Origin of the sequence: Sphingomonas morindae, from assembly GCF_023822065.1 — a bacterium.
Taxonomy (GTDB): Bacteria; Pseudomonadota; Alphaproteobacteria; order Sphingomonadales; family Sphingomonadaceae; genus Solisphingomonas; species Solisphingomonas morindae.
This window is the reverse complement of the sequence record NZ_CP084930.1, coordinates 1,337,503-1,361,985: the sequence shown is the minus strand read 5'-3', so window position 1 is coordinate 1,361,985 and position 24,483 is coordinate 1,337,503. Positions and strand designations below refer to the sequence as shown.

Here is a 24,483-nt window from a genome sequence, read left to right as displayed (position 1 = left end):
GCCCGCCATGTTCGTTGCGGGTTAGGGGTTAATTTCATGATGCATGTCTCGTCCTGGCTGGCGCTCGGCTGCGCGCTGGCGGCCAGCCCCGCGCTCGCCGCCCCGGCGGCCCCGGCCGCGCCCGCGGCGGCCGATACGGCGCCGGCGGCCCAGCCTGATCTGACTGGGGCGGACGATGCGGCGTCGGATGGGGCGATCGTCGTCACCTCGCGCCAGACGCGCTCGGTCGCCAGCCTCGCCGGCAGCGAGATCCAGAAGATCCTGCCCGGCATCAACCCGCTCAAGGCGATCCAGACCCTGCCCGGCGTGACCTTCCTCACCGCCGATCCCTGGGGCAATAACGAGCAGAACATCTCGCTCTTCATCCACGGCTTTTCCAGCAGCCAGCTGGGCTATACGCTGGACGGCGTGCCGCTCGGCGATCAGACCTACGGCAATTACAACGGTCTTTCGCCGCAGCGCGCGGTGATCTCGGAGAATGTCGGCACGGTCACCCTGGCCACCGGCGCGGGCGATCTCGGCACCGCCTCCACCAGCAATCTCGGCGGCACGATCGATACCTTCACCAGCGATCCGCGGCGCGAGCGCGGCGCCCAGATCCAGCAGACCTTCGGCAGCTATTCCACCTTCCGCACCTATGCGCGGGTGGACACGGGCACCTTCGGCAACGGCAACAGCCTGTATCTCTCCGGCGTGCGCCAGGATGCGCGGGCGTGGGATTTCAACGGCCACCAGGGCGGCTACCAGGCCAATGGCAAGTTCGTGCATGACGATGCCACGGGCAAGCTGACGGCCTATTTCGCCTATTCGGATAAGGTCGAGCCCAATGAGGACGCGACCGTCTTCACCGCCGCCAACCGCGACACCGCACCCTATACGCGGCCCTTCTTCTATCCCGATTTCAGCGGCGTGGAGAATTATCTCAGCTCGGGCGCGTACAAGGCCGCGGGCTCCAACTATCGCAACTATTACAGCGACGCGCAGCGGACGGACTATCTCGCCTATCTGAAATATGACTGGCACATCAGTGACCGGCTGACCTGGTCGAACCAGGCCTATTATCATCATGACGACGGCGTCGGCGTGGTCGCCGGGCCGATCGACGTGGCCGGCCTGCCGCAGCTTTTCTCCTTCTACTTCCCGGGCACCGGCTCCCCCACCTCGGCGGCCAATCTCGCCCGCCTGTCGAGCCGCTTCGGCGGCTCGGGCCTGGCGACGCGCACCACCGAATATCGCATCGATCGCGGCGGCGTGCTCTCCACCGTCAGCGGCGATTTCGGCAAGCACCATATCGAGCTGGGCGGCTGGTACGAATATCAGAGCTCGTCCGCCTATCGGCGCTGGTACGGGCTCGACGTGAACAATCCCTCCACCCCCTATCAGCGGCCGCGCGCCTATGCCGATCCGCTCATCACCCAATATGGCAGCCAGGTGCGGGTGCAGGAATATCAGACCCATATCCAGGATAGCTGGCGCATCCTGCCGACGCTGACGGTGCTGGGCGGCTTCAAGAGCACCTTCCAGAATGCCGAGCAGCGCGTGCCGGTGCAGCCGATCCCGGGTTCCTTCACCGGATCGGTGGCGCTGCCGGTAGGGCGCATCAAGACCGACAAGGCCTTTCTGCCCCAGGCCGGCCTGCTCTGGGACGTGACCTCGCGGATCCAGATCTTCGCCAATGCGCAGAAGAATATCCGCCAGTTCCAGACGAGCGCGGCCTCGGGCCTGTCGCCCTTCGCGCTGGGCAGCCAGGCGGCGTTCGATCTCTTCAAGCAGCAGGTCCGCCCCGAGACGAGCTGGACCTATGAGGCGGGCGCGCGCGTGGACGCGAGCCTCGACCTCGGGCCGATCACCGGCTTCCAGGGCCAGATCAGCTATTATCATGTCGACTTCAAGAACCGGCTGCTGGCGATCAGCCCGACGCCGGTGATCACCTCGATCGTCTCGGGCGCGGCGATCCTCCAGAATGTCGGCAGCGTGAAGACGGACGGCGTCGACGTGGCCGGCACGCTCCGCTTCGGGCCACATTTCTCCTTCTACGATGCGCTGTCGTACAATAATTCCCGGTTCGAGGATGATTATACCAGCGGCACCGCGCTGGTCCCGACCGCCGGCAAGAAGGTGCCGGGTTCGCCCAAATGGCTCAACAAGTTCGTCGCCAGCGCCCATGCCGGCCTGTTCGACGCGCAGCTGATCGGCGACTATATCGGGAAGCGCTACGCCACCTATACCAACGACCTCTCGGTAAAGGGCTATTTCACGATGAGCGGGCGGATCGCGGCGACCGTGCCGATGGCGCCGACGGGAGCGATCAAATCGCTCGTCGTCAGCCTCAACGTCACCAACATCACCAACAAGAAGGCCGCCTCGACGCTCAGCATCGGCGCCGCCTCGGGCACTTACAATGCCTTCCCGGTGGCGCCGCGCCAGTGGTTCGGCACGTTGAGCTTCGGCTTCTGATGCGCCGGCGCGATCTCCTGGCGGGCGGGCTGGCGGCCGGGGCGGCCATGACGGGCGCGCCGCTCCGCGCCGTCGATCGGCTGGTGCCCGGGCGGACGCCGCCCATCTATGCGCATCGCGGCGCCTCGGCGCTGCGGCCGGAGCATACTTTGGGCTCCTATGCCAAGGCGATCGCCGACGGAGCCGATTTCATCGAGCCCGATCTGGTGATGACGCGCGATGGCGTGCTGGTGGTGCGGCACGAGAATAATATCGCGGAGACCACCGACATCGCCGCCCATCCCGAATTCGCCGCGCGCAAGACCGAGAAGAGCATCGATGGCGAGAAGCAGGTCGGCTGGTTCACCGAGGATTTCACCTATGCCGAGCTGAAGACGCTGCGCGCGCGCGAGCGGCTGCCGCAGCTGCGGCCGGGCAGCGCGGCGATGGACGGCTGGTTCGATCTGCTCCGCTTCGAGGAGGTGATCGATTTCGCCGCCGCCGAATCGGCGGCGCGCGGGCGGCTGGTGGGGATCGTGCCCGAGATCAAGCATTCCACCTATTTCACCGGCATCGGCCTGGCGCCGGAAGGGCGGTTCGTCGACATTATCGGGCGCCACCATCACAGCCGCACCGCGCCGCTGGTGGTGCAGAGCTTCGAGACCGCCAATCTGCGCGCGCTGCGCCGCATGCTGGGCCGTCCGGCCAATCTCCAGCTCATGCAGCTGGTGACGTCCGAGCCCGCGGGCCTGCGTCCGGCGGACATCGTGAAGGCCGGCGGCAGCCTCACCTATCAGGCCATGATGGCGCCCGCCGGGCTGGCCGAGATTGCGCGCTATGCGGATATCCTGGCCCCCAACACCCGCGCCATCATCCCGCTCGGCCCGGACAAGCGGCTCGCGGCGCCGACCAGCCTCGTCGCCGACGCCCATCGCGCCGGCCTGCTCGTCCAGCCCTGGACGTTCCGGCCCGAAAATTATTTCCTCGCGGCCGATTTCCAGTCGGCGGGCGGCCCCGCGGTGCGGAACGAGGCGGGATCGGTGGCGGAGATCCGCCGCTATCTGGCCGCCGGCATCGACGGCTTCTTCACCGATGACCCCGCGCTCGGCGTCCGCGCACGCGCGTCTTGAAACCGCAACATCGCCGATCGAAAAGGCGCCCATGACTCACGCCCCCCGCCTCCGCGCGGCGCTGGCCGGCGCGCTGCTCGCCGCCGCCGCGCTCGCCGCCCCGCTCGCCACGCCCGCCGCCGCGCAGACCGGCACGCTGGCGCCGCGCGCGCCCAAGCTGATCGTCGCCCTGTCGATCGACCAATTCTCGGCCGAATTGTACGAGCGCTATCGGCCGAGCTTTACCGGCGGCCTCAAGCGGCTCGGCGAGGGGGTCAGTTTCGTCAACGGCTATCAATCCCATGCCGCGACCGAAACCTGCCCCGGCCACTCCACCATCCTGACCGGCCGCCATCCCGCCGCCACCGGCATCATCGCCAATAGCTGGTATGATCGCGCCAGCGGCTCCACCCTTTATTGCGTGGCGGTGAAGGGCACCGCCGATCCCGATGCGCGCGGCGGGCAGATGCTGCGCGTCGATACGTTCGGCGATTGGTTGAAGCGTGCCCAGCCCGGCGCACGCAGCTTCGCCGTGTCCGGCAAGGATCGCGCCGCGATCATGATGGGCGGCCATCACGCCGATGCGATCTACTGGTGGGGCGATAATGAGGGCTTCACCAGCTCCGCCTTCGCCGCCCCCGCGACCCCAACCGTGCTGGCGCCGGCGCGCGCCTTCAACGCCGCGCTGATCGCGCGCTGGAAGGCGGCGCCCCCGGCCCTGTGGCCGACCAGCGTCTCGGCGCGGTGCGCGGCGCTGCAAAAGCCCTTCCAGATGGGCGCGGTGGCGATGCCCGGCACGGTGCCGCCGCCCGCCTCGCTCACCGTCGAAACCGGCCCCAATTTCTTCGCCCGCACCGATTTCGCCGACCAGCTCCGCGCCTCGCCGCTGTTCGACCAGCTGGTGCTGGATTTTGCGGGTCAGCTGATCGACCGGAACCGGCTGGGCCGCGGCGCGGCCACCGACCTGCTCGCCATCAGCCTGTCCGCCACCGATTATATCGGGCACCGCTATGGCAATGGCGGGGCGGAGGATTGCGTGCAGATGGCGGCGCTGGACGCGGCGCTGGGCGGCTTTTTCGCCCGGCTCGATGCGCTCAACCTGCCCTATATGGTGGTGCTGACCGCCGATCACGGCGCTGCCGACGCGCCCGAGCGCGCCGCCGCCAACGGCAATGCGCAGGCGCGGCGCGTGGATGGCGCGGCGGTGGTGCGCGCGCTCAACACCGAGCTTCGGCGCCAGTTCGCGCTCGGCTATGATCCCGTCGCCAGCGAGGGCGCGGACGATATCACCATCACCGCCGGCGCGGATGCGGCGCTTGCCGCGCGGATGCGGGCGGCGGCGGTCGTCTGGCTCAAGGCGCGGCCCGAGGTGGAGGCGGTGTTCACCGCCGACGAGATCGCCGCCGTGCCCTCGCCCAGCCATATCCCGCCGACGCAGCTGAGCCTGATCCAGCGCTACGCCGAAAGCTTCGATCGGTCGCGCAGCGGCGATATCCTGGTCGCCTATCATCCCTACACCACGCTCGGCGTGCCGCGTGCGCCCGGCGATGTCGTGGCGGGGCACGGCACGCCCTGGGACTATGACCGGCGCGTGCCGATCCTCTTCTGGTGGCCGGGGGTGACGCCGCGCGCCGAAAGCGCGGCGATCGAGACGGTGGACATCGCGCCGACGCTCGCCGCGATCGCGGCAGTGCCCACGCCGGCCGTGGACGGCCGGTGCCTCGCCAGCGTCGCGCGCTGCCCCAATACCGGCGATTCCGGCCAAAATTAGGGTCTTGCTAAGCTTTGGGGCGACTTTGGTCGGAGCGCCCGGGGAGGCGCGGGCGGTTCATCGCAACCGCCCGTCGCTTGGCCGATAGACGCTTCCCGCCACGCCGGGGGGCTGGCTAGCTTCGGGCCATGGGGTTTGCCGGGGGTTTCATGCTCAAACTATCGAGGCTGATTGTCGGTTCCATCCTGCTCGCCTTCATGGCGATGCCGGCATCGGCGAATGCGGCGGACGGGCGTTTCTGGCAGTGCGCCACCTTCGCCCGCATGTTCTCGGGCGTGCAGCTGTTCGGCGCCGCCGCCTCCTGGTGGTCGCAGGCGGTGGGGCATTATGATCGCGGCAATGCGCCCAAGCAGGGCGCGGTGCTGGTGTTCAAGGCGATCAGCTCGATGCGCTCGGGCCATGTCGCCACGGTCAGCCAGGTCGTCTCCGATCGCATCATCAAGGTCACCCACGCCAATTGGTCGGTGCCGGGCCGCGTCGAGCGCGACGTCGAGGTGATCGACACCTCCGCGCGCAACGACTGGAGCGAGGTGCGCGTCTGGTTCAAGGGCATTCACGATCTCGGCAAGCGTGAATATCCGGCCTATGGCTTCATCTATGGCGGCAAGGCCGTGGCTGCGGCCGTCGAGGGCGGCGCTGACGAGGCGTCGGTCGCCGGCTGATCGCCACGCCGCCGGCCGCCGAGGCGGCTGCCCTCCAGCGTCCGCCCTCCGCCGTCTCCGCCCCGGTCGGCTGGCTCGGCGTCGCCGGTCTCGGCGGCTGGACCGTCTATGCGCACCATGCCGGATGGGCCGGCGGCGCGGGCGCGCTGATCGCGCTGGGCGCCACCGCGCTGCCGATGCTGCTCTGGTCGCTGCTGGTCGATCGCGTCCATCGCCTGCCCGAAACCGGCATCATCTGGGGCGGGGCGGGCCGGTCCTGGCGCGAGGATTGCGCCGGCGCCGCCACCAAGCTCGCCGCGCTCTGGACCTTCTGGGGCCTGATCGCGCTCTGCTATTTCGCCGGCCGCTGGTATTGGCAGCCGCCCTATCTGGCGGCGATGCAACTGCTGATGCGCGTCGCGGGCCCGCTGCTGCTGCTCTCCATCCCCTATCTGCTGCTGCTCGAGCGCCGGCTGATCGCGCCGCGCGACGAGTTGTGGCAGGCCGGGCGGCTGATCCTGGGGCGGGATTGGGATCGGCCCGGCGCCCATGCCGCGCTCGCGGCGCAGGCGCGCGCCTGGGCGGTGAAGGGGTTTTTCCTCGCCTTCATGCTCGCCATCGTGCCGGGCAATTGGGGGCAGGTGATGGCGCTCGCCCCCGCCGCCTGGCGCGACAGCTCCGTCGCCTTGGCCGAGGGGCTGATCGCGATCATGTTCCTGATCGACGTGATGCTCGCCACGGTCGGCTACGCGCTGACGCTACGGCCGCTGGCGAGCCATATCCGCTCGGCCAATCCCTATGCCGCCGGCTGGACGGCCGCGCTCATCTGCTATCCGCCCTTCGTGCTGATGACGGCGGGCGGTCCGCTGGATTACGGGCCCGGGCTCGGCCATTATGATCGCTGGCTGGCCGGCCATCCGCTGCTGCTCGCGCTCAACGCCTTCGCGCTGATCGCGCTCACCGCCTGCTATGCCTGGGCGACCATCGCCTTCGGGCTGCGCTTCTCCAATCTCACGCATCGCGGCATCCTCACCCATGGCCCGTACCGCTGGCTGCGCCACCCGGCCTATGTCTCGAAGAATCTCTTCTGGTGGCTGTCGGCCTGGCCCTTCCTCGCCGCCAGCGGCGTGTGGAGCGACGCGGTGCGCAACACGCTGCTGCTCGCGCTGGTGAGCCTCGTCTATTTCTGGCGGGCGCGGACCGAGGAGCGGCATCTCGGCGCCGATCCCGCCTATCGCGCCTATTCCGCCTGGATCGCGCGCCACGGCCTGTTCGCGCGACGCGGGGCTTGATCCGGCCCCCGGCGGCGGACATCATCGCCTTCGTAATGATCGCCTTCCTGCTCAGCGCCGCCGCCGCGGCCCTCGCCGCCGCCGCGCCCGCGCCCGGCTATGATCCGCGCGCGGCCTTCGCGCCCTTCTCCATGCCGAGCCCCGCTAGCGCCGTGCGCGGGGCCAATGGCCTGCCGGGTCCGGGCTATTGGCAGAACCGGGCCGATTACCAGATCCGCGCGACGCTGGATCCCGCCGCCCGGCGCCTCACGGGCAAGGTGACCATCCGCTACACCAATCACAGCCCCGATCGGCTGGACAGCCTGTGGTTGCAGCTGGATCAGAATGCCTATCGCCCGGACTCGCGCAGCCATCGGGCGCAGGGCGGCGCCTGGGCGGGCACCACCGACGGCATGACGATCGAGGCGGTGACGCTGGAGTCGGGCGCCGCGCCGGGCGTGGCGGTGACGCCGCGCATCACCGACACGCGGATGGAGGTGCCGCTCGCCACGCCGCTCGCGCCCGGCGCCGCGCTCACGCTCAGCATCGCCTATCATTACACCGTGCCCGGCGGCTTTGGCGGCCGCACCAGCTGGGGCCCGTCCAAGCAGGGCGACATCTTCGATATAGCGCAATGGTATCCGCGCATGGCGGTGTATGACGATCTGCGCGGCTGGGATCCGCTCCCCTATCTCGCGCAGGAATTCTACCTCGACTACGGCGATTTCGATTACTGGATCACGCTGCCCGCGGACATGGTGGTGGCGGGCTCGGGCGCGCTCCAGAACCCCGAGCAGGTGCTGACCGCGCAGCAGCGGGCGCGGCTCGCCGCCGCCGCGCGCAGCGATGCGACGGTGGCGATCATCCGCCCCGACGAGGTCGCCACCGCCGCCGCCCGCCCCGCCGGCGTCACCCAGCGGACCTGGCATTTCCGCATGGAGCAGACGCGCGATGTCGCCTTCGCCGCGTCGCGGGCCTTTGCCTGGGATGCGGCGCGGATCAACTTGCCCAAGGGCGGCAGCGCGCTCGCCATGTCCGTCTATCCCGCCGAGGTGGCGGACCGCGCGCATTGGGGCCGCTCCACCGAATATGTGAAGCACGCGATCGAGGAATTCTCGCGCCGCTGGTATCCCTATCGCTGGCCCGCCGCGATCAGCGTCGCCGGGCCGACCGACGGCATGGAATATCCCGGCATCGTGTTCGACGGCGTCGAGGACAAGGGCAAGGAGCTGTTCTGGATCACCGCGCACGAGATCGGGCATGACTGGTTCCCGATGATGGTGGGCTTTGACGAGCGCCGCGACGCCTGGATGGACGAAGGCTTCAACACCTTCATCGACGTGTATGAATCCGACGCCTTCAACCATGGCGAGTTCGCCCCCAAGCGCGATAGCGAATATGCCGAGGGCGGCGGCAATCCGGTGGACGAGATCCTGCCGCTGCTCGCCGATCTGCAGGCGCCGCCGATCCTCTCGCGCGCCGACACCATCACCGAGAAATACCGGCACCCCGTCAGCTATTTCAAATCGGCGCTGGGGCTGGTGCTGCTGCGCGAGGAGATATTGGGTCCGGAGCGGTTCGATGCCGCCTTCCGGCGCTTCGTCGCCGCCTGGGCCTTCCGCCATCCCAAGCCGGCCGATTTCTTCCGCGCCATGGAGGATGGCAGCGGCGAGGATCTCTCCTGGTGGTGGCGCGGCTGGTATGCCACCAACAGCCAGCTGGATCTGGCCGTGACCGGCATCGCGCCGGCGCCGGCCGAGGGCCCGGCGGGCTGGCTCGTCACCGTGGTCAATCGCGATCCGCTGGTGATGCCGGCCACGCTGCGGCTGCGCTATGCGGACGGCAGCCGGCGCGACGTGCGGCTCCCCGCCGAGACCTGGATCCGCCAGGCGGCCTCGCCCGTGTTCGTGCCGGGCGCGACCGCGCCCATTTCGGCCGAGATCGATCCCGATCACCGGCTGCCCGATCACGATCGGAGCAATAATCTGCTCAAGCGGTAAGGCTGGAGACCGCGCGCCATCTTCCGCTTACGTAAAGGGCAGGCTATGGCATGAGCCAGCCAGGGGAGTCGGAGATGGGCGAGCGGGACGAGCGGATCGAGCGGGCCGGGCTGTCGGTGGATCGGACGCTGGTGGCCTTTCTCGAAGAGGAGGCGCTGCCGGGCACGGGGATCGCCGCGGCGCCGTTCTGGGATGGCGCCGCGGCGCTGCTCGCGCGCTTCGCACCCGAGAACCGCGCCCTGCTCGCCACCCGCGACCGCCTGCAGGCGAAGCTCGATGCCTGGCACGCGGCGCACGCCAATCAGGCCGCCGGCGGCGAGGCCTATGCCGATTTTCTCCGCGAGATCGGCTATCGCGTGCCCGAGCCGGCGCCATTCGCCATCGATCCCGGCGCGGTGGACGCGGAGCTTGGCCGCATCGCGGGGCCGCAGCTGGTGGTGCCCGTGCTCAATGCGCGTTTCCTCCTCAACGCCGCCAATGCCCGCTGGGGCAGCCTGTATGATGCGCTCTACGGCAGCGACGCTATTCCCGGCGCGCCTGACGGGCCCGGCTATGATCCGGCGCGCGGCGCGGCGGTGATCGCCTGGGCCAAGGCCTTTCTGGACACGGCGGCGCCGCTCGCCGGCGGCCAGCGCTGGGCCGCGCTGCGCGGCGCGCCGGAATTCGCCGATCCGGCGCAGCGTGTCGGGCGCGCCGGCGAGACGCTGCTGCTGCGCCACCACGGCCTCCATATCGAGCTGGTGTTCGATCGCGATTCCCCGATCGGCCGCGCCGATCCCGCCGGCCTTGCCGATGTGCGGCTCGAATCGGCCTTGTCCACGATCGTCGATCTCGAGGATTCGGTCGCGGCGGTGGACGCGGCGGACAAGGTGGCGGCCTATCGCAACTGGCTGGGGCTGATGCGCGGCACGCTCACCGCCACGTTCAGCAAGGACGGACGCCCGATGCGCCGCGCGCTGGCGCCGGACCGCGCCTATCTCGCCCCCGACGGGACGTCCTTCACCCTGCCGGGGCGCGCGCTGCTGCTGGTGCGCAATGTCGGGCATCTGATGACGACCCCGGCCGTGCGACTGCCCGATGGCGGCGAGGCCCCCGAAGGGCTGCTCGATGCGATCGTCACCAGCCTGATCGCGCTGCACGATCTGCGCGGCGCCGGGCCGCTGCGCAACAGCCGGGCGGGCGCGGTCTATATCGTCAAGCCCAAGATGCACGGGCCGGAGGAGGCCGCGTTTTCGAACCGGCTGTTCGATGCGGTCGAGGATCTGCTCGGCCTGGCGCGGCACAGCATCAAGATCGGGGTGATGGACGAGGAGCGCCGCACCTCGGTCAACCTCGCCGCCTGCATCCACGCGGTGCGCCATCGCATCGTCTTCATCAACACGGGCTTTCTCGATCGCAACGGCGATGAGATCCACAGCGCCATGCGCGCCGGCCCGGTGTGCGCCAAGGGCGCGATGAAGCGGGCTTCGTGGCTCGCCGCCTATGAGGACCGCAATGTGCAGATCGGCCTCGCCTGCGGCCTGGCGGGCCGCGCGCAGATCGGCAAGGGCATGTGGGCGGCGCCGGACCGCATGGCCGATATGCTCGCCGAAAAGGAGGCGCATCCCGCCAGCGGCGCCTCGACCGCCTGGGTGCCCTCGCCGACGGCGGCGACGCTGCACGCCACCCATTATCACCGCGTCGATGTCGCGGCGCGCCAGGCGGCGCGCGCGCAGGAGCCGATCACGCCGCTCGCGCCTCTGCTCACCCTGCCGCTCGCCCCGGCCGCCGGCTATGCGCCGGCCGAGATCGAGGCCGAACTGGAGAATAACGCACAGGGGCTGCTCGGCTATGTGGTGCGCTGGATCGATCAGGGCGTGGGCTGTTCCAAAGTGCCTGACATCCACGATATCGGCCTGATGGAGGATCGCGCCACGCTGCGCATCTCCTCCCAGCACATCGCCAATTGGCTGCTCCACGGGGTGGTGACGGCGCCGGCGGTGGAGGCCGCGCTGCGGCGGATGGCGGCGCGCGTGGATGCGCAGAATGCCGGCGATCCGCTCTACCGGCCGATGGGCCCGGCGGTGGAGACGAGCCTCGCCTTCCAGGCGGCGCGCGCGCTCATCTTCGAGGGCGCGGACCAGCCCAATGGCTATACCGAGCCCTTGCTCCATGCCTTTCGCCGCCGCGCCAAGGCGCGGGTATGACGCTGTTCGCGCTGGACGGGATCGCGCCGCGCCTGCCCGCCTGCGGCTCCGCCTGGATCGCGCCCAACGCCACGCTGATCGGCGATGTGCGGATCGCGCCGGGCGTGTCGATCTGGTTCGGCGCGGTGATCCGCGCCGATAATGGCGCGATCGAGATCGGCGCGGACACCAATGTCCAGGACGGCGCGCTGCTCCATTCCGATCCCGACGCGCCGCTGCGGATCGGGGCCGGGGTCACCATCGGCCATGGCGCGATCATCCATGGCTGCCGGATCGAGGATGGCGCGCTGATCGGCATGGGCGCGACTTTGCTCAACCGGGCGCGGATCGGCGCGCGCGCGCTCGTCGGCGCCGGGGCGCTGGTGCCGGAGGGCAGGGCCTTCCCGCCCGAGACGCTGATCCTGGGCGCGCCCGCGCGCGCCGTGCGCCCGCTCGATCCGGAGGCGCTGGCGGGGCTCGCCCGCTCGGCGCGCACCTATGCGGACAAGGCGCGCCGCTACGCCGCCGGCTTGCGGCCGGCCGAGCCCCGCCGCAGCGAGGACGCGCCTCGTCCGGAAGGGCTTGCCTAAGCCCGGCGGCTGTGGCGAGGCTCGACCATGGCCGAGACTCGCACCGAAACCGACAGCATGGGCGCCATCGCGGTGCCCGCCGATCGCCTCTGGGGCGCGCAGACCCAGCGGTCGCTCCATTATTTCTCGATCGGCCGCGAGAAGATGCCGCCCGAGCTGATCACCGCCTATGCGCTGCTCAAGCGCGCCTGCGCGGATGTGAACGCGCCGCGGCTGGGCGAGGCGCGGCACCGGCTGATCGCCACCGCCTGCGACGAGCTGCTGGCGGGCGAGCATCGCGACGAATTTCCGCTGCATGTGTGGATGACCGGCAGCGGCACCCAGTTCAACATGAACGTCAACGAGGTGATCGCCAACCGCGCGGCGCAGCTGGCGGGCAAGCCGCTCGGCGGCAAGGATCCCGTCCATCCCAACGACCATGTCAACATGGCGCAGTCGTCGAACGACAGCTTCCCCACCGCCATGTACATCGCCGCCGCCACCGCCACGCACGAACTGTTGCTGCCCGCGCTGGCGGCGCTCCAGGCCGCGCTGGCGGACAAGGCCGGGGCCTGGGCGGAGATCGTCAAGATCGGCCGCACCCATATGCAGGATGCGACCCCGCTGACCTTGGGCCAGGAATTTTCCGGCTATGCGGCGATGCTGGAGGAGGATCAGGCGCGGATCGCGGCGGCGCTGCCCGGCACCTATCGGCTGGCGCTGGGCGGCACGGCGGTGGGCACCGGCATCAACGCGCCGCCGGGCTTCGCCGAGGCCGCCTGCGCGCGCATCGCCGCGCTGACCGGCCTGCCCTTCGAGAGCGCGCCCAACAAATTCGCCGTGCAGGGCGCGCATGATGCGCTGGTCCAGCTGTCCGCCACTTTGCGCACCCTGGCCGTCTCGCTCGCCAAGATCGGCAATGATGTGCGGCTGCTCGCCAGCGGCCCGCGCGCCGGGCTGGGCGAGCTTCGCCTGCCCGAGAATGAGCCCGGCTCCTCGATCATGCCGGGCAAGGTCAATCCCACCCAGGTCGAGGCGCTCACCATGGTGGCGGCGCAGGTGATGGCCAATGATGTCGCGGTCGGGCTCGGCGGGGCCGGCGGCCTGCTCGAGATGAATGTCTACAAGCCGCTCATCCTGCACAATCTCCTCCAGTCGATCCGGCTGTTGGCGGATGGCTGCACCAATTTCCGCCGCTTCTGCATCGAAGGCACCGAGCCCGATCGCCGCCGGATCGCCGAGCATGTCGGCCGCTCGCTGATGCTGGTGACGGCGCTGGCGCCGGTGATCGGCTATGACAAGGCGTCCGAGATCGCGCATCACGCGATGCATCATGATCTCAGCCTGCGCGAGGCGGCGCTGGCGCTCGGCCATGTCGACGCCGCCACCTTCGACCGCGTCGTCGATCCGGCGCGGATGACCAGCCCCTCGCTCGCCGACTAGCGATCAGGTCCGCCAGAAGCGCTTCACGTCGATGAGGTCGTCATAGGCGGCCTCGGCGCGCGCGAGGATGGCGGCGCGGTCCGGCGCCTCGGCGGGCAGCGGCAGGCCGAGATCGGCATAGACCGTCGGCGCGGTGGCGAGATCGTTGAGCTCGCCCAGTTCCTCCTGAAGCGCCTCGATCGCGGCCAGAAAGGCCTTGAGCCGCCGGCGCGCCTTCTTGCCGCCGAACAGGCCGCCGAAAAACTCCGCCGCGTAGCGCAGCTTCTTGCCTTCGATCCGCACCTGGTGGCGCGCCTCATCGTCGAGCGCCGCGAGATGCGCGCCCTGCTTCTTCAGCCTTTTGCGCCGCCGCTCGAGCACGGCGGCGGCAAAGCGGGCGGCATCCTGGCCGGCCCGCTCGGGATTGGCGGGCGCGGTGCGCCACGCGCCCAGCGCCAGCCACTGCGCGAGATCGAGCAGCGTGGCGCGCGCCTCGGGGCTGGCGAGCTGGCGCAGCGCCGCCTCCAGCGCGGCCTGGCGCGCGGTGGTGAGCGCCGGCGGCGGCGTCGGGCCCAGCCGCGCGATCAGCACGTCGAGATTGCGCACCGTGCCTAGCGCGGCCGCCATCGCTTTAAGATCCTCCTTCAGCCGCAGCGCGGTCGCGTCGTCAGCGAAGAGCGGCTTGAACAGTGAGAAGGCCGAACGCAGCCGCCGCAGTGCCACCCGGGCCTGGTGCAGCGCCGGAGCGCCGCCGCCCGCCATGAGCAGCGTCTCGTTCAGCCGGAAATGGCGGATGCAGGCCGCCGCCACCGCGGCGAAGGCCTCGCGCGCATCGCCGCCGATCCGCACGGGCTCGGCCTTGTGGGAGGCTGGCAGCGGATCGCCGAGTGCATAGCCGCGCTCTGCCTTGGTGCGCACGCCCAGCCGCACGGGAACCGCCGCATTGAGCCGCCGCGCGAGATCGAACAGCGCGTCGGGCGCGCCGGCCTTGAGTTCCAGCTCCACCTCGCACAGCGGGGCGCGGCGCGGGCCGGCCACGCTCTCGCCCTCATCGAGCGCGACCTCGATGGTGGCGCCCTGATGCGTCACCAGGCCGCTGCGCCGGGACACCCGGCTGACGAAGCGCGGCGCCAGCGCGCCCTGCGCGGCGTCGTCGAGCAGCGGGCGGAGCGGCCCGGCCTCGGCATCGAGCCGGGGCACGGGCGCCTTCAGCGGGCATTCCCATTCGGGGCGGACGTAGAGCCCGGCCACCGCCGCGCCCTCGGCCTTCACCGTCTGGATCAGCCGCCCCTCCTGCTCGCGGATGCGCAGCGTATAGCCGCGCGCGCGCAGCAGGCCTTCCGGCGTATCATAATAGGTGGAGACGAGCAGGGCCCTCTCGGCGGGCAGCGCCGCGAGCAGCGCCAGATCGGCAAGCGGCGCCAGCGTTTCGGCTTCGAGCTTGAGCTCGATCTCGGTGGGGCTGCTCATCGCCCGCCCCGCTGGCGGATCCCGCCCGTTCCGGCTGCCATGCTGCTCCTCCCGCTTCTGCCTGCGCGGGGGGTGAACGTCCGCCCGCGCCGGTTGGATGCGCCGCCCTTGCGGGGGCGCGCCCGAAAGCCGGCGGATCGGCGGCAGCGGATCGGCGCGCGGGGCACGCCCGCGCGCCGCGATCAGCCGGCGAGCGTGCGCGCCGCCCGCGCCGCCTGCTCGATCGCCGCCGGATCGGGCGCGCCCTTGCCGACCAGCCAGCTCCCGCCCACGCAAAGCACCTGCGGAATGGCGAGCCATTCGGCCGCGCTCGCCTGGGTGATGCCGCCCGTGGGGCAGATCTTCACCATGTGGAGCGGCGCCAGGATCGCTTTCAGCGCGGGCACGCCGCCCGCCGCCATGGCCGGGAAAAACTTGAAATGGGTGAGGCCGAGATCGAGCCCGCGCATGATGTCCGAGGCATTGGCCGTGCCCGGCAGAAAGGGCATGTCGGCGGCGATCGCGGCCTTGGCGAGCGGCTCCGTCAGCCCGGGCGAGACGATGAAGCGCGCGCCCGCAGCCTGCGCCGCCTCCATCTGCGCGGGATTGAGCACCGTGCCCGCGCCCACCACCGCGCCGTCCACCTGCGCCATCTCGCGGATCACCTCCAGCGCGGCCGGGGTGCGCAGCGTCACTTCCAGCGCGGGGAGGCCGCCGCGCACCAGCGCCTCGGCGATCGGCCGGGCATGGGCGACATCTTCCACCACCAGCACCGGGATGACGGGCGCCAGCTGCATCACGCCGGCAACATCGAGAGTCATGTCCATCTCCTCAAAGAGCGGCGGCGGCGAGCATGGCCGAGGCGCCCTGTTCGGCGCCGTCGGCGCCCTGGCGCATGAAGGCGAACAATTCGCGCCCGGTGCCCCATTGCGCTTCGCGCGGCGTGGCGGGGGCGCGCGCCGCCCAGTCCGCCGCATCCACCTTCACCGTCAGTTCGCCGTCATGGCCGCACAGCTTGATGATGTCGCCGTCGCGCAGCCGGGCGAGCGGGCCGCCGCCCAGCGCCTCGGGGGTGACATGGATCGCCGCCGGCACCTTGCCCGACGCGCCCGACATCCGCCCGTCGGTGACGAGCGCGACGCGATGGCCGCGATCCTGCAGCACCGCCAGCGAGGGGGTGAGCTTGTGCAGCTCGGGCATGCCGTTGGCGCGCGGCCCCTGGAAGCGCACCACCACCACTACGTCGCGATCCAGCTCGCCCGCCTTGAAGGCGCGGACGACATCATCCTGTTCCTCGAAGACGCGCGCGGGCGCCTCGATCGTCCAGCGCTCGCGCTCCACCGCGCTCGTCTTGAAGGTGCCGCGACCGAGATTGCCCTGCACCAGCCGCATGCCGCCATCGGGCAGGAAGGGGGCGGGCACCGGGCGCAGCATGGCGGTATCGCGGCTTTCGGCGGGGCCGTCGATCCAGCGCAGCGTCTCGCCCTCGAGCACGGGCTCGCGCGTATAATCGGCCATGCCGCCCTCGGCGACGGTGAGGATGTCGCCGTGCAGCAGGCCGTTTTCCAGCAGCGTGCGGGTGACGAAGGCGAGGCCGCCCGCCGCCTGGAAATGGTTCACGTCGCCGGCGCCATTGGGATAGACGCGCGCGATCAGCGGCACCACCGCCGAGAGCCGGTCCAGATCCTCCCAGTCGAACAGGATCCCGGCCGCGCGCGCGATGGCGGGCAGGTGGATGGCATGGTTGGTGGAGCCGCCGGTGGCGAGCAGCCCGATCGCGGCGTTGACGATGGCGCGCTCGTCCACGCACAGGCCGAGCGGGCGATAGCCATTGCCGTCCCAGCCGATCGCCGCGAGCCGGTGGACCGCCGCGCGCGTGAGTTCGGTGCGCAGCCGGGTGCCGGGATTGACGAAGGACGAGCCCGGCAGCTGCAGGCCCATCATCTCCATCATCATCTGGTTGGAATTGGCGGTGCCGTAGAAGGTGCAGGTGCCGGCGCCGTGATAGGAGGCGGCCTCGCTTTCCAGCAGCTCGTCGCGGCTCGCCTTGCCCTCGGCATAAAGCTGGCGGACGCGCTGCTTCTCCTTGTTGGCGATGCCCGAGGGCATCGGCCCCGCCGGCACGAACAAAGCCGGCAGATGGCCGAAGCGCAGCGCGCCAATCAGCAGGCCCGGCACGATCTTGTCGCAGATGCCGAGCAGCGCCTGCGCCTCGAACATGCCATGGCTGAGCGCAACGGCGGTGGAGAGCGCGATCACGTCGCGGCTGAACAGCGACAGCTCCATGCCGCGCTGGCCCTGGGTGACCCCATCGCACATCGCCGGCACGCCGCCCGCCACCTGCGCGGTGACGCCGGCCTCGCGCGCGAACAGCTTCATCTGCTCGGGATAGCGGCCATAGGGCTGATGGGCCGACAGCATGTCGTTGAAGGCGGTGACGATGCCGATATTCATCGCCGATCCGGCGCGGATCGTCGCCTTGTCCTCGCCGGCGGCGGCGAAGCCATGGGCGAGATTGCCGCAGGCGAGGCGCGGACGATGGACGCCGGCGTCGCGCTCGCGCGCGATCAGATCGAGATAGGCGCGGCGCCCCGCGCTGGAACGGCTGATGACACGGTCCGTAACCGCGGCGACTTCAGGGTGGAGGCTCATCTTGGCTCTCGCTGTCATGTCGGCGTGCGCAATGCAAGCCTTGTAGCGCCTAGCCGCTACGCACGACAGATGCGCGAAAAGGCGCGCGCGCGATCGCTTTTGCCGGTGAGGGAACCGCGCCGATCCTGCCGCGTCCTCGTCCGGCAGGGCATGACGCGAAAGGACACAGAATGATCGGCAATCTGATCGGGGCTTTGGTCGGCAAGGAAATCGACGAGAGCGATGGCGAAGGCGGCGCCGCCGGCGCGGTGCTCGGCGTGGTCGGCTGGCAGGTGCTCAAGCGCGTGGTGCCGGCGCTGGCGATCGGCGCCGTGGTGCTGGTCGCCGGCCACTATGTGAAGCAGATCGCGGAGGAATAGACGCCGCTCAGCCGAACGGGATGCGCAGCTTCACGCGCCGGCCCCGGATGCGAAGCCGGGCCGGTGCCTTGTGCGCCGCCGGCGGTGGCCCCAGCTCCGGGGCGAGCCAGCGGGCGCGCGTCGGATGCGCGGGCAGCAGCAGCGGCGCCGGGCGCGGGCGGGCGAGATCGAACCCGGCCGCCTCGGGGCCGCCGATCGTGCCCAGCATCGCCATCGCCACCCAGAGGCTCACCTAAGACCGCCTTTCCGTTCCCCGCCGCCATAAAGCGGGGGCGGGCGGCGCGGTTCCCGCTAGGCCTGGCCCTCGGCATCGAGCGCATAGCCGGCCGAGCGCACCGTGCGGATGATGTCGGGGCGCGCGCCATCCTCGTTGATGGCCTTGCGCAGCCGCCGGATATGCACGTCGACGGTGCGGGGCTCGATATCCGCCTCGCGGCCCCAGACCGAATCCAGCAGCCGCTCGCGCGAGAAGACGCGGCCGGGATGCTCCAGAAAATGGCGGAGCAGCCTAAATTCGGTCGGCCCGAGCATGATCGCGTCGCCATCGCGGCGCACCTTATGGCCCACCAGATCCATCTCGATGCCGCCATAGGCGAGCCGATCGCCGGCGAGCGCGGGCCGCACGCGCCGCAGCACGGCGGTGACGCGCGCGATCAACTCGCGCGGGCTGAAGGGCTTGGTGACATAATCATCGGCCCCGGTCTGGAGGCCGCGGATGCGATCTTCTTCCTCGCCGCGCGCGGTGAGCATGATGATCGGCAGATTGGCGGTTTCGGCGCGGCGGCGGAGCCGGCGGCACACTTCGATGCCCGACAGGCCTTCGACCATCCAATCGAGCAGCACGAGATCCGGCGCGCTTTCGGAGGCGAGCAGCAGCGCTTCCTCGCCATCGGCGGTGCGCTCCACCTCGAAGCCCTCGCGCTCCAGATGCCAGGACACAAGCTCGGCGAGCGCGCCGTCATCCTCGACCAGCAGGACGCGACCGGGCATGCCTTCAGGCCCCCATCACCGCGAGCGGATCCTGCCCGCGCGGCCGCTCGGTCAGCTGCTCGCCGGTGGCGGCGAAATAGACCATTTCGGCGACATTGGTCGCATGATCGCCGATCCGCTCGAGATTCTTGGCGATGAAGAGGAGATGCGCCGAGGGCGTGATCGCCGTCGGATTCTCCATCATGTAGGTCAGCAGCGAGCGGAACAGCGTGTTGTAGAAATCATCCACCTGCCGATCGGCGCGGCAGACCTCGATCGCGGCGGCGGGATCGCGCGCGGCATAGGCATCGAGCGCGGCGCGCACCAGATCGGACACGGCGCGCGCCATGGCGGGCAGGATCGCCAGCGGCTCGGACGAATGCATATCCGCCAGCAGCGGCACGCGCTTGGCGATATTCTTGGCGTAATCGCCGATCCGCTCGACCACGCCCGAGATCTTGAGCGCGGCGACGACCTCGCGGAGATCGTCCGCCATGGGCTGGCGCAGCGCGATCAGCCGGATGACGTGGCGTTCCACCTCGGCTTCCAGCTCGTCGAGCCGGCGATCATCCTCGACGATGCGCGCGGCGGTTTCCAGATCCAGCTGGGCGAGCGCGCCGATGCTGTCGGTGATCGCCGCCTCGGCGCGGCCGCCCATCTCGGACACCAGGCCGCGGATCTGGCCGAGGTCCGTATCGAACGCCTTAACGGTATGGCCCGTGGTCGCCATCTTCTCATCCCGACTCGTTATCCGGCGGAAACTAGCCCGCGCGAGGCGGGGCCGGAAGACGCGCCCAGCCCCTTGCACGTTGAATGTTACAGCTTGGCGACGGCGCCCTCCACCGCCCGCCGCGCGGGCGCGTCCAGCGGCACCAGGCCCTTGGCGGCGAAGAGCCCGCCCGGTTCCATGGCGGCCACGAACAGGCGCAGCGCCGCGCGCAGCTCGGGCCAGCGCGCGACATCGCGTGCGTGGACATAGAGGAGCAGCGGCACGCGCGGATAGCGGCCCGCGGCGATGGCTGCCGGATCAGGGGCGATGCCGGCCAGCGGCAGCGGCGCGCGGCCGGCGCGCGCGGCATCGGCATAGGGCAGCAGCGCGAGCGCGTTGGGCGCGGTGGCCAGCGCCGCCAGCACCAGCCGCATATCGGCGGGCTGAGCGCGGTAGCGGCCGTCGCGGCGGGGGGCGCCGAGGCCGGGCAGCACCTCCTCCGGCGCGGCGGGGCCGATCAGCGCGATGGCGGCGCCGGGCAAGGCGGGATCGATATCGGACCAGCGCGCCGCCGCGCCGGTGATCGCGCTTCTCAGCCGGTCCGCCGTCAGCGCGGGCGCCGGCGCCGCCGCGCCCGGCACCAGCACCGGCGCGGTCCAGCCGAAGGGCAGGGCGAGCAAGCGGCCGCCCCGGCACCGCGCGCGAACGGCGGGGGCGATCGGCCGGGTGGTGAGAAGCAGCGCGGGCGCGTCCTTGCCGGCGCAGAAGGCGGCAATACCGGCCTCGTTGCCGGTGGCGCGCGCGAGCGGCGCGATCGCCTCCGGGCTCGAGCGCGCGACCTGCTCGGCCAGCGCGGTGGCGAAGGGGAAGCCCGCCACCGCCCCCACCAGCCGGATCTGGCGCGGCGGCGGCCCGGCGGCCGGGCCGCGACATCCGCCCGCCGCCAGCGCGAGCAGCAGCGGCAGCAGGGCGGCGCGGCGGAAGCGGGGCGGGAAGGCGGGCATGCCCCGTCTTACGAAGCCCGCGCGGCGCGGGGAAGCGCCGTGCGCGCGGCGGCGGCGCGCGTTAGCGGGCGAGGGCGCCCGGCGGCGTCTCGAGGCCCGGCGTCTCGCCCGCATTCTGCGCGATCGGCAGCAGCACCGTCACCTCGGTGCCGCGCCCCGGGACACTGGCGATATCCAGCCGGCCGCGATGCCGCTCGACGATATGCTTGACGATGGCGAGGCCGAGGCCGGTGCCGCCGATGGCGCGGCTGCGGCTGGCGTCGACGCGGTAGAAGCGCTCGGTGAGGCGCGGCAGATGCTGGGGGGCGATGCCCTCGCCCTCGTCGGCGACGCTGAGCCGCACCATCGTCTCCAGCCGGGTCACCACCACCCGCACCGGCTTGGCGGCGTCGCCATATTTGAGCGCGTTGCCGATCAGATTGTGGAGCAGCTGCGACAATTGCGCGCGATCGCCGGCCACCGCCGGCACCGTGCCCGCCTCGATCCGGATGCGGCGGCGATGATTGACGTCCACGCCAAAGGCATCCGCCACCTCGCGCGCCAGCGGCACCAGCGCCACCGCCTCGGCGGGCGCGCGATGGCGATCGGCCTCGATCCGCGAAAGCGACATCAGATCTTCCACCAGCCGCTGCATCCGCCGCGCCTCGCCCGCCATGATCTTGAGGAAGCGCGCGCGGACCGGCGCATCCTCGGGGCCATTGGCATCTTCCAGCGTCTCGATGAAGCCGATCAGGCTGGCCAGCGGCGTGCGCAGCTCATGGCTCGCATTGGCCACGAAATCGACCCGCATGCGCTCGGCCGCGCGGCCTTCGCTGCGATCCACCAGCCGCACCAGCCGCAGGCCGCGCCCGAGCGGCTGGGTGGACAGCGTCCAGGGCCGGTCGCGATCGCCCAGCCCGACCAGATCGACCTGGCCCGGCTTATCCTCGGCGCGGCGGACCAGCAGTTCGGCGGCGGCGGGATGGCGGATGGCGAGGCGCACATCCTCGCCCTCGACATGCGGGCCCAGCGCCTCGCGCGCGGCGGTATTGGCGTGGATGACCATGCGCCCCTCCACCAGCAGCAGCGGATCGCCAAAGGCGGCCATCAGCTCCTCCACCCGGGGCTGATCGGCGGACGGCGCGGGCTCGGGCGGGCGCTCGGGCGCGGGCTCGGGCCAGAGCAGCACCGCCGCGCCGATGCCGAGCGCGAGCCCGGCGGCGATGGCGAGCGGGCTCGCGCCGACCGCGAGCGCCAGCAGCACCCCCGCGCCGAGCAGCGGCAGCGCCAGGGCGATCCGCGCCCGCATTTTCAGGCCAAGCCTCTTAGCAGCCATGGGTCACACCCGCGCGGCATCCCTTCCAATAACCGGCGACGATGTTTACGCCTGGGAAAGCTCGCTCGTGACATTGGACAATTGATGGCTGAGGACAATGACGATTCGGAGTCGGTCGCGCCCGAAAAGCGCGCCGGCCGGCGCCAGCTGCTGATGCTGGGCGCGGCGGCGGCCTCTTCGGTGGTCACCATCCGCCCGGCATTGGCGAGCACCGCCGCCTCGGTCAGCCATTGCACCATCCCGCTGCCCGATCCGCCGCGCGCCGATCATTATATCGCGCAGGACGGCACGCTGGTGGCGCGCGGCACCGCCGGGGCGGTGCCCCCGGCGCCGCGGCCCGTCACCGGCGCCGAGGCCAAGGCGATGCTCAACGGCCTCTCGCCGCCCGGCTTCGATCCCCGGTCGCGCCAGGCCTATGTCAACTATATCCGCCGGCTCCAGCAGGGGACGAGCGGCTTTACCTGCTACGCCTCGCTGCAGATGCCGCGCGCCTGAGCCATGCCGGCGCGCTACGCGGCCGAGCCGCCGGCGACGCGGCTGGTGGTGCCGCTGGACGCGATGACCGCGCTGTACCACCGCCCCTCCGGCGCCACGCATCTCCTCGCCAGTCCCCTGCCCGAACTGCTGGACGCGCTGGCCGAGGGGCCGGCGGACGCCGCCACGCTGCTCGCCCGGCTGGCGCGGCGCTTCGACATCGCCGATGCCGATCCGGCGGCGCTGGCGGCGCGGCTGGACGAGCTGGTGGCGATCGGCCTGGCGCAGCGGCGGTGAGGCACCAGCATGCGATCACGGTCGGCCCGGTGCGCTTCCGCATCGGCGCCGATTGGGCGGCGCCGATCGCCGCCCTGCGCGCGCTCTATGCCGGCTATCCCGATGAAGAGCGCGTGCCCGATTGCACCGTTCGGCTGACGGCGCCGCGCCCGTGGCGGCGGCTGGTGCGGCCGGCGGTGACGATCTCGGGCGATTATTGGCTGCCCGATACGGTGCCGCTGCCGCTCGCCCAGGGGCTGGTCGCGGCCGAAATGGGGATGAATCTGCAGGTCGCGCTCGGCTGGCGGCGCCATTTGCTGCTCCACGCCGCCGCGCTCGAACGCGACGGGCGGGTGCTGCTGCTCGCGGGCGCGTCCGGCTCGGGCAAATCCACGCTCGCCGCGCTGCTGATGCTGGCCGGCTGGCGCTTTCTGGGGGACGAATTCGCGCTGGTGGGGCGGGAGGATGGCTGCATCCATCCATTTCCGCGCCCGGCCAGCCTCAAGAATGCGGCGATCGCGGTGGTGCGCGCCGCAGGAGGCGTCATCGCCGCCGAAATCCCCGGCACGCCCAAGGGCCGGATCGGCTATGTCCGGCCGCCGGCCGCGGCGCTCGCGCGGATGGCGGAACCGGCGCCGCCCGCGCTGCTGCTGCTGCCGCGCTTCGGCGCGGCCGAGGCGGTGGCCGCGGTGCCGCCGAGCGAGGCCTTTGTCCGCCTTACCCAGGCCTCCACCAATTACGTGGCGCTGGGCGAGGCGGGGTTCGTGGCGCTGACCCGGCTGATCGCGGCCGTGCCGGTCTGCGCCATCGATTATCCGGACAGCGCGGCGGCGCTGCGGCTGGTCGAGCGGCTCTGGGCCGAGGCGCGGCGATGAGCGCGCACGCACTGGTGCGGGCGCTGGTCGCGCCGGATACGGTCGCGGCGCTGGACGAGGCCGGCTGGACGGGGCTGCTCACCGCCGCCCGCGCCGAGCGCCTGCTCGGCACGCTGGCGATGCGGCTGGATGCGCGCGCCGCGCCGGCGGGGGTCGCCGCGCTGCTCTCCGACGCGATCGAGGGGGCCGAGGCCGAGCGTCGCGCCGCCCTGTGGGAGGCGGAGATGGCGCGGCGCGCGCTGGCGCCGATCGGGGTGGCGCCCATCCTGCTCAAGGGCACCGCCTTCGCCGCCGCCGGATCGACCGCGGCGCGCGGGCGGGCGATCGGCGATCTCGATATCCTGGTGCCGCGTGCGGCGCTGGCGGCGGTGGAGGCGGCGCTGATCGGCGCGGGCTGGGAGCCGGTCAAGACCGATCCCTATGACGACGCCTATTATCGCCGCTGGATGCATGAATTGCCGCCGCTCATCCATGCCGAGCGCGATCGGCTGATCGACGTCCATCACAGCATCCTCCCGCCCACCGCGCGGCCCCGCCCGGACGCCGCCGCGCTGTGCGCCGAGGCGGTGCCGCTCGGCCAGGGCCTGTGGGCGCTGGCGCCGGCGGACCGCATCGTCCATGCCGCCGCGCATCTTCTCGCCGATGGCGATCTTTCCGGCGGCCTGCGCAATTTGTGGGATATCGATCGGCTCGTCCGCGAACAGGGGGTGGCGGCGCTGCGCGACCAGGCGCGGCGGCACGGGCTGCTCGGCCCGGTGCGGCAGGCGCTGCGGCTCGCGCATCGCCTCTACGAGACGCCCTGTCCCGACTGGGCGGGCCGCTTCAACGGCTTCGACGCGCTGGTCCGCCGCCGCCTGCTGGTGCGCGACGGCTGGGGGCGGCAGCGCCACGCCGCCACGCGCTTCGGCTTCTATCTTCGGTCGCACGCGCTGCGGATGCCGCCACCATTGCTCGCCCGGCACCTCGCCATCAAGGCGCTGCCGCCACGCTGGCGCCCCGCGCGCTAGGCAGGCGCGC

Annotated in this window: 22 protein-coding genes; 14 read left to right on the top strand and 8 right to left on the bottom strand. The window is 71.2% G+C overall.

From position 1 onward, the window contains the following. Positions 1 to 39: 39 nt before the first annotated feature. The 9 genes from LHA26_RS06600 to fumC all read left to right on the top strand — a co-directional run bounded on the left by LHA26_RS06600 (position 40) and on the right by fumC (position 13,405). Positions 40 to 2,457 (top strand): TonB-dependent receptor, encoded by a 2,418-nt coding sequence (locus tag LHA26_RS06600; protein ID WP_437441248.1) that lies wholly within the window; start codon positions 40 to 42, stop codon positions 2,455 to 2,457. Further along, positions 2,457 to 3,566, top strand: a complete 1,110-nt coding sequence (locus LHA26_RS06595; protein WP_252167932.1) for a glycerophosphodiester phosphodiesterase — start codon at positions 2,457 to 2,459, stop codon at positions 3,564 to 3,566. The genes LHA26_RS06600 and LHA26_RS06595 overlap by 1 nt, the downstream gene beginning before the upstream one ends. 31 nt (positions 3,567 to 3,597) lie before the next feature. After that, a complete protein-coding gene (locus LHA26_RS06590) occupies positions 3,598 to 5,316 on the top strand; it encodes an alkaline phosphatase family protein (protein ID WP_252167931.1) in 1,719 nt (572 codons plus the stop codon). A 149-nt stretch (positions 5,317 to 5,465) separates the two neighbouring features. Further along, positions 5,466 to 5,978 carry a CHAP domain-containing protein gene (locus tag LHA26_RS06585; protein WP_252167930.1) on the top strand — a complete coding sequence of 171 codons (513 nt, stop codon included), beginning with the start codon at positions 5,466 to 5,468 and terminating at the stop codon, positions 5,976 to 5,978. 176 nt (positions 5,979 to 6,154) lie between these two features. Continuing rightward, complete coding sequence (locus tag LHA26_RS06580) at positions 6,155 to 7,249, top strand: methyltransferase family protein (RefSeq protein WP_252167929.1); 1,095 nt, start codon at positions 6,155 to 6,157, stop codon at positions 7,247 to 7,249. Beyond that, positions 7,246 to 9,228, top strand: a complete 1,983-nt coding sequence (locus tag LHA26_RS06575; RefSeq protein ID WP_252167928.1) for a M1 family metallopeptidase — start codon at positions 7,246 to 7,248, stop codon at positions 9,226 to 9,228. Before LHA26_RS06580 ends, LHA26_RS06575 begins: the two co-directional genes overlap by 4 nt. A gap of 50 nt (positions 9,229 to 9,278) precedes the next feature. After that, positions 9,279 to 11,414, top strand: a complete 2,136-nt coding sequence (locus LHA26_RS06570; RefSeq protein WP_252167927.1) for a malate synthase G — start codon at positions 9,279 to 9,281, stop codon at positions 11,412 to 11,414. Next, positions 11,411 to 11,983: a gamma carbonic anhydrase family protein gene (locus tag LHA26_RS06565; protein WP_252167926.1), complete on the top strand. Its 573-nt coding sequence runs from the start codon at positions 11,411 to 11,413 to the stop codon at positions 11,981 to 11,983. Before LHA26_RS06570 ends, LHA26_RS06565 begins: the two co-directional genes overlap by 4 nt. 27 nt (positions 11,984 to 12,010) lie before the next feature. Beyond that, positions 12,011 to 13,405, top strand: coding sequence for a class II fumarate hydratase (gene fumC / locus LHA26_RS06560; RefSeq protein WP_252167925.1), 1,395 nt, complete (start codon positions 12,011 to 12,013; stop codon positions 13,403 to 13,405). Positions 13,406 to 13,408: 3 nt separating this feature from the next. Here fumC and LHA26_RS06555 read toward each other — a convergent pair whose 3' ends face one another. The 3 genes from LHA26_RS06555 to edd form a co-directional block, all read right to left on the bottom strand. After that, on the bottom strand, positions 13,409 to 14,854 hold the full coding sequence (locus tag LHA26_RS06555; RefSeq protein ID WP_252167924.1) for a CYTH and CHAD domain-containing protein: 1,446 nt from the start codon (positions 14,852 to 14,854) through the stop codon (positions 13,409 to 13,411). Between the two features lie 182 nt (positions 14,855 to 15,036). After that, positions 15,037 to 15,654 carry a bifunctional 4-hydroxy-2-oxoglutarate aldolase/2-dehydro-3-deoxy-phosphogluconate aldolase gene (gene eda, locus LHA26_RS06550; RefSeq protein ID WP_252167923.1) on the bottom strand — a complete coding sequence of 206 codons (618 nt, stop codon included), beginning with the start codon at positions 15,652 to 15,654 and terminating at the stop codon, positions 15,037 to 15,039. Positions 15,655 to 15,664: 10 nt separating this feature from the next. Next, complete coding sequence (gene edd / locus LHA26_RS06545) at positions 15,665 to 17,485, bottom strand: phosphogluconate dehydratase (protein ID WP_252167922.1); 1,821 nt, start codon at positions 17,483 to 17,485, stop codon at positions 15,665 to 15,667. A 170-nt stretch (positions 17,486 to 17,655) separates the two neighbouring features. On the opposite strand from edd, the gene LHA26_RS06540 reads away from it, so the two are divergent. Further along, the gene (locus tag LHA26_RS06540; RefSeq protein ID WP_252167921.1) at positions 17,656 to 17,844 is read left to right on the top strand and encodes a hypothetical protein; all 189 of its coding nucleotides are present in this window, start codon (positions 17,656 to 17,658) and stop codon (positions 17,842 to 17,844) included. A gap of 7 nt (positions 17,845 to 17,851) precedes the next feature. On the opposite strand, the gene LHA26_RS06535 is transcribed toward LHA26_RS06540, so the two are convergent. The 5 genes from LHA26_RS06535 to LHA26_RS06515 form a co-directional block, all read right to left on the bottom strand. Further along, on the bottom strand, positions 17,852 to 18,076 hold the full coding sequence (locus LHA26_RS06535; protein WP_252167920.1) for a hypothetical protein: 225 nt from the start codon (positions 18,074 to 18,076) through the stop codon (positions 17,852 to 17,854). 59 nt (positions 18,077 to 18,135) lie between these two features. After that, positions 18,136 to 18,834, bottom strand: coding sequence for a phosphate regulon transcriptional regulator PhoB (gene phoB, locus LHA26_RS06530; protein WP_252167919.1), 699 nt, complete (start codon positions 18,832 to 18,834; stop codon positions 18,136 to 18,138). A 4-nt stretch (positions 18,835 to 18,838) separates the two neighbouring features. After that, a complete protein-coding gene (gene phoU, locus LHA26_RS06525) occupies positions 18,839 to 19,543 on the bottom strand; it encodes a phosphate signaling complex protein PhoU (RefSeq protein WP_252167918.1) in 705 nt (234 codons plus the stop codon). Between the two features lie 86 nt (positions 19,544 to 19,629). Beyond that, complete coding sequence (locus LHA26_RS06520) at positions 19,630 to 20,526, bottom strand: PstS family phosphate ABC transporter substrate-binding protein (protein ID WP_252167917.1); 897 nt, start codon at positions 20,524 to 20,526, stop codon at positions 19,630 to 19,632. Positions 20,527 to 20,587: 61 nt separating this feature from the next. Continuing rightward, positions 20,588 to 21,841 carry a sensor histidine kinase gene (locus LHA26_RS06515; RefSeq protein ID WP_252167916.1) on the bottom strand — a complete coding sequence of 418 codons (1,254 nt, stop codon included), beginning with the start codon at positions 21,839 to 21,841 and terminating at the stop codon, positions 20,588 to 20,590. 84 nt (positions 21,842 to 21,925) lie between these two features. Here LHA26_RS06515 and LHA26_RS06510 point away from each other — a divergent pair, with 84 nt between their 5' ends. Genes LHA26_RS06510 through LHA26_RS06495 form a run of 4 tightly spaced genes read left to right on the top strand, consistent with a single transcriptional unit; the run spans position 21,926 to position 24,473 of the window. Further along, entirely contained in the window at positions 21,926 to 22,336 is a 411-nt protein-coding gene (locus LHA26_RS06510) for a hypothetical protein (protein WP_252167915.1), read from the top strand. Positions 22,337 to 22,339: 3 nt separating this feature from the next. Continuing rightward, positions 22,340 to 22,612, top strand: coding sequence for an HPr-rel-A system PqqD family peptide chaperone (locus tag LHA26_RS06505; RefSeq protein WP_252167914.1), 273 nt, complete (start codon positions 22,340 to 22,342; stop codon positions 22,610 to 22,612). After that, positions 22,609 to 23,466: an HprK-related kinase A gene (locus LHA26_RS06500; protein ID WP_252167913.1), complete on the top strand. Its 858-nt coding sequence runs from the start codon at positions 22,609 to 22,611 to the stop codon at positions 23,464 to 23,466. The genes LHA26_RS06505 and LHA26_RS06500 overlap by 4 nt, the downstream gene beginning before the upstream one ends. After that, on the top strand, positions 23,463 to 24,473 hold the full coding sequence (locus LHA26_RS06495; RefSeq protein ID WP_252167912.1) for a nucleotidyltransferase family protein: 1,011 nt from the start codon (positions 23,463 to 23,465) through the stop codon (positions 24,471 to 24,473). Before LHA26_RS06500 ends, LHA26_RS06495 begins: the two co-directional genes overlap by 4 nt. Positions 24,474 to 24,483 lie beyond the last annotated feature (10 nt).

Coding starts and splice junctions, on each gene's coding strand:
- LHA26_RS06600 (WP_437441248.1), top strand. CDS start 40: ATGCATGTCTCGTCCTGGCTGGCGCTCGGCTGCGCGCTGGCGGCCAGC.
- LHA26_RS06565 (WP_252167926.1), top strand. CDS start 11,411: ATGACGCTGTTCGCGCTGGACGGGATCGCGCCGCGCCTGCCCGCCTGC.
- LHA26_RS06595 (WP_252167932.1), top strand. CDS start 2,457: ATGCGCCGGCGCGATCTCCTGGCGGGCGGGCTGGCGGCCGGGGCGGCC.
- LHA26_RS06580 (WP_252167929.1), top strand. CDS start 6,155: ATGCTGCTCTGGTCGCTGCTGGTCGATCGCGTCCATCGCCTGCCCGAA.
- edd (WP_252167922.1), bottom strand. CDS start 17,485: ATGAGCCTCCACCCTGAAGTCGCCGCGGTTACGGACCGTGTCATCAGC.
- LHA26_RS06505 (WP_252167914.1), top strand. CDS start 22,340: ATGCCGGCGCGCTACGCGGCCGAGCCGCCGGCGACGCGGCTGGTGGTG.
- fumC (WP_252167925.1), top strand. CDS start 12,011: ATGGCCGAGACTCGCACCGAAACCGACAGCATGGGCGCCATCGCGGTG.
- LHA26_RS06555 (WP_252167924.1), bottom strand. CDS start 14,854: ATGAGCAGCCCCACCGAGATCGAGCTCAAGCTCGAAGCCGAAACGCTG.
- LHA26_RS06590 (WP_252167931.1), top strand. CDS start 3,598: ATGACTCACGCCCCCCGCCTCCGCGCGGCGCTGGCCGGCGCGCTGCTC.
- LHA26_RS06510 (WP_252167915.1), top strand. CDS start 21,926: ATGGCTGAGGACAATGACGATTCGGAGTCGGTCGCGCCCGAAAAGCGC.
- LHA26_RS06495 (WP_252167912.1), top strand. CDS start 23,463: ATGAGCGCGCACGCACTGGTGCGGGCGCTGGTCGCGCCGGATACGGTC.
- LHA26_RS06515 (WP_252167916.1), bottom strand. CDS start 21,841: ATGGCTGCTAAGAGGCTTGGCCTGAAAATGCGGGCGCGGATCGCCCTG.
- LHA26_RS06570 (WP_252167927.1), top strand. CDS start 9,279: ATGAGCCAGCCAGGGGAGTCGGAGATGGGCGAGCGGGACGAGCGGATC.
- LHA26_RS06540 (WP_252167921.1), top strand. CDS start 17,656: ATGATCGGCAATCTGATCGGGGCTTTGGTCGGCAAGGAAATCGACGAG.
- phoB (WP_252167919.1), bottom strand. CDS start 18,834: ATGCCCGGTCGCGTCCTGCTGGTCGAGGATGACGGCGCGCTCGCCGAG.
- phoU (WP_252167918.1), bottom strand. CDS start 19,543: ATGGCGACCACGGGCCATACCGTTAAGGCGTTCGATACGGACCTCGGC.
- LHA26_RS06585 (WP_252167930.1), top strand. CDS start 5,466: ATGCTCAAACTATCGAGGCTGATTGTCGGTTCCATCCTGCTCGCCTTC.
- LHA26_RS06520 (WP_252167917.1), bottom strand. CDS start 20,526: ATGCCCGCCTTCCCGCCCCGCTTCCGCCGCGCCGCCCTGCTGCCGCTG.
- eda (WP_252167923.1), bottom strand. CDS start 15,654: ATGACTCTCGATGTTGCCGGCGTGATGCAGCTGGCGCCCGTCATCCCG.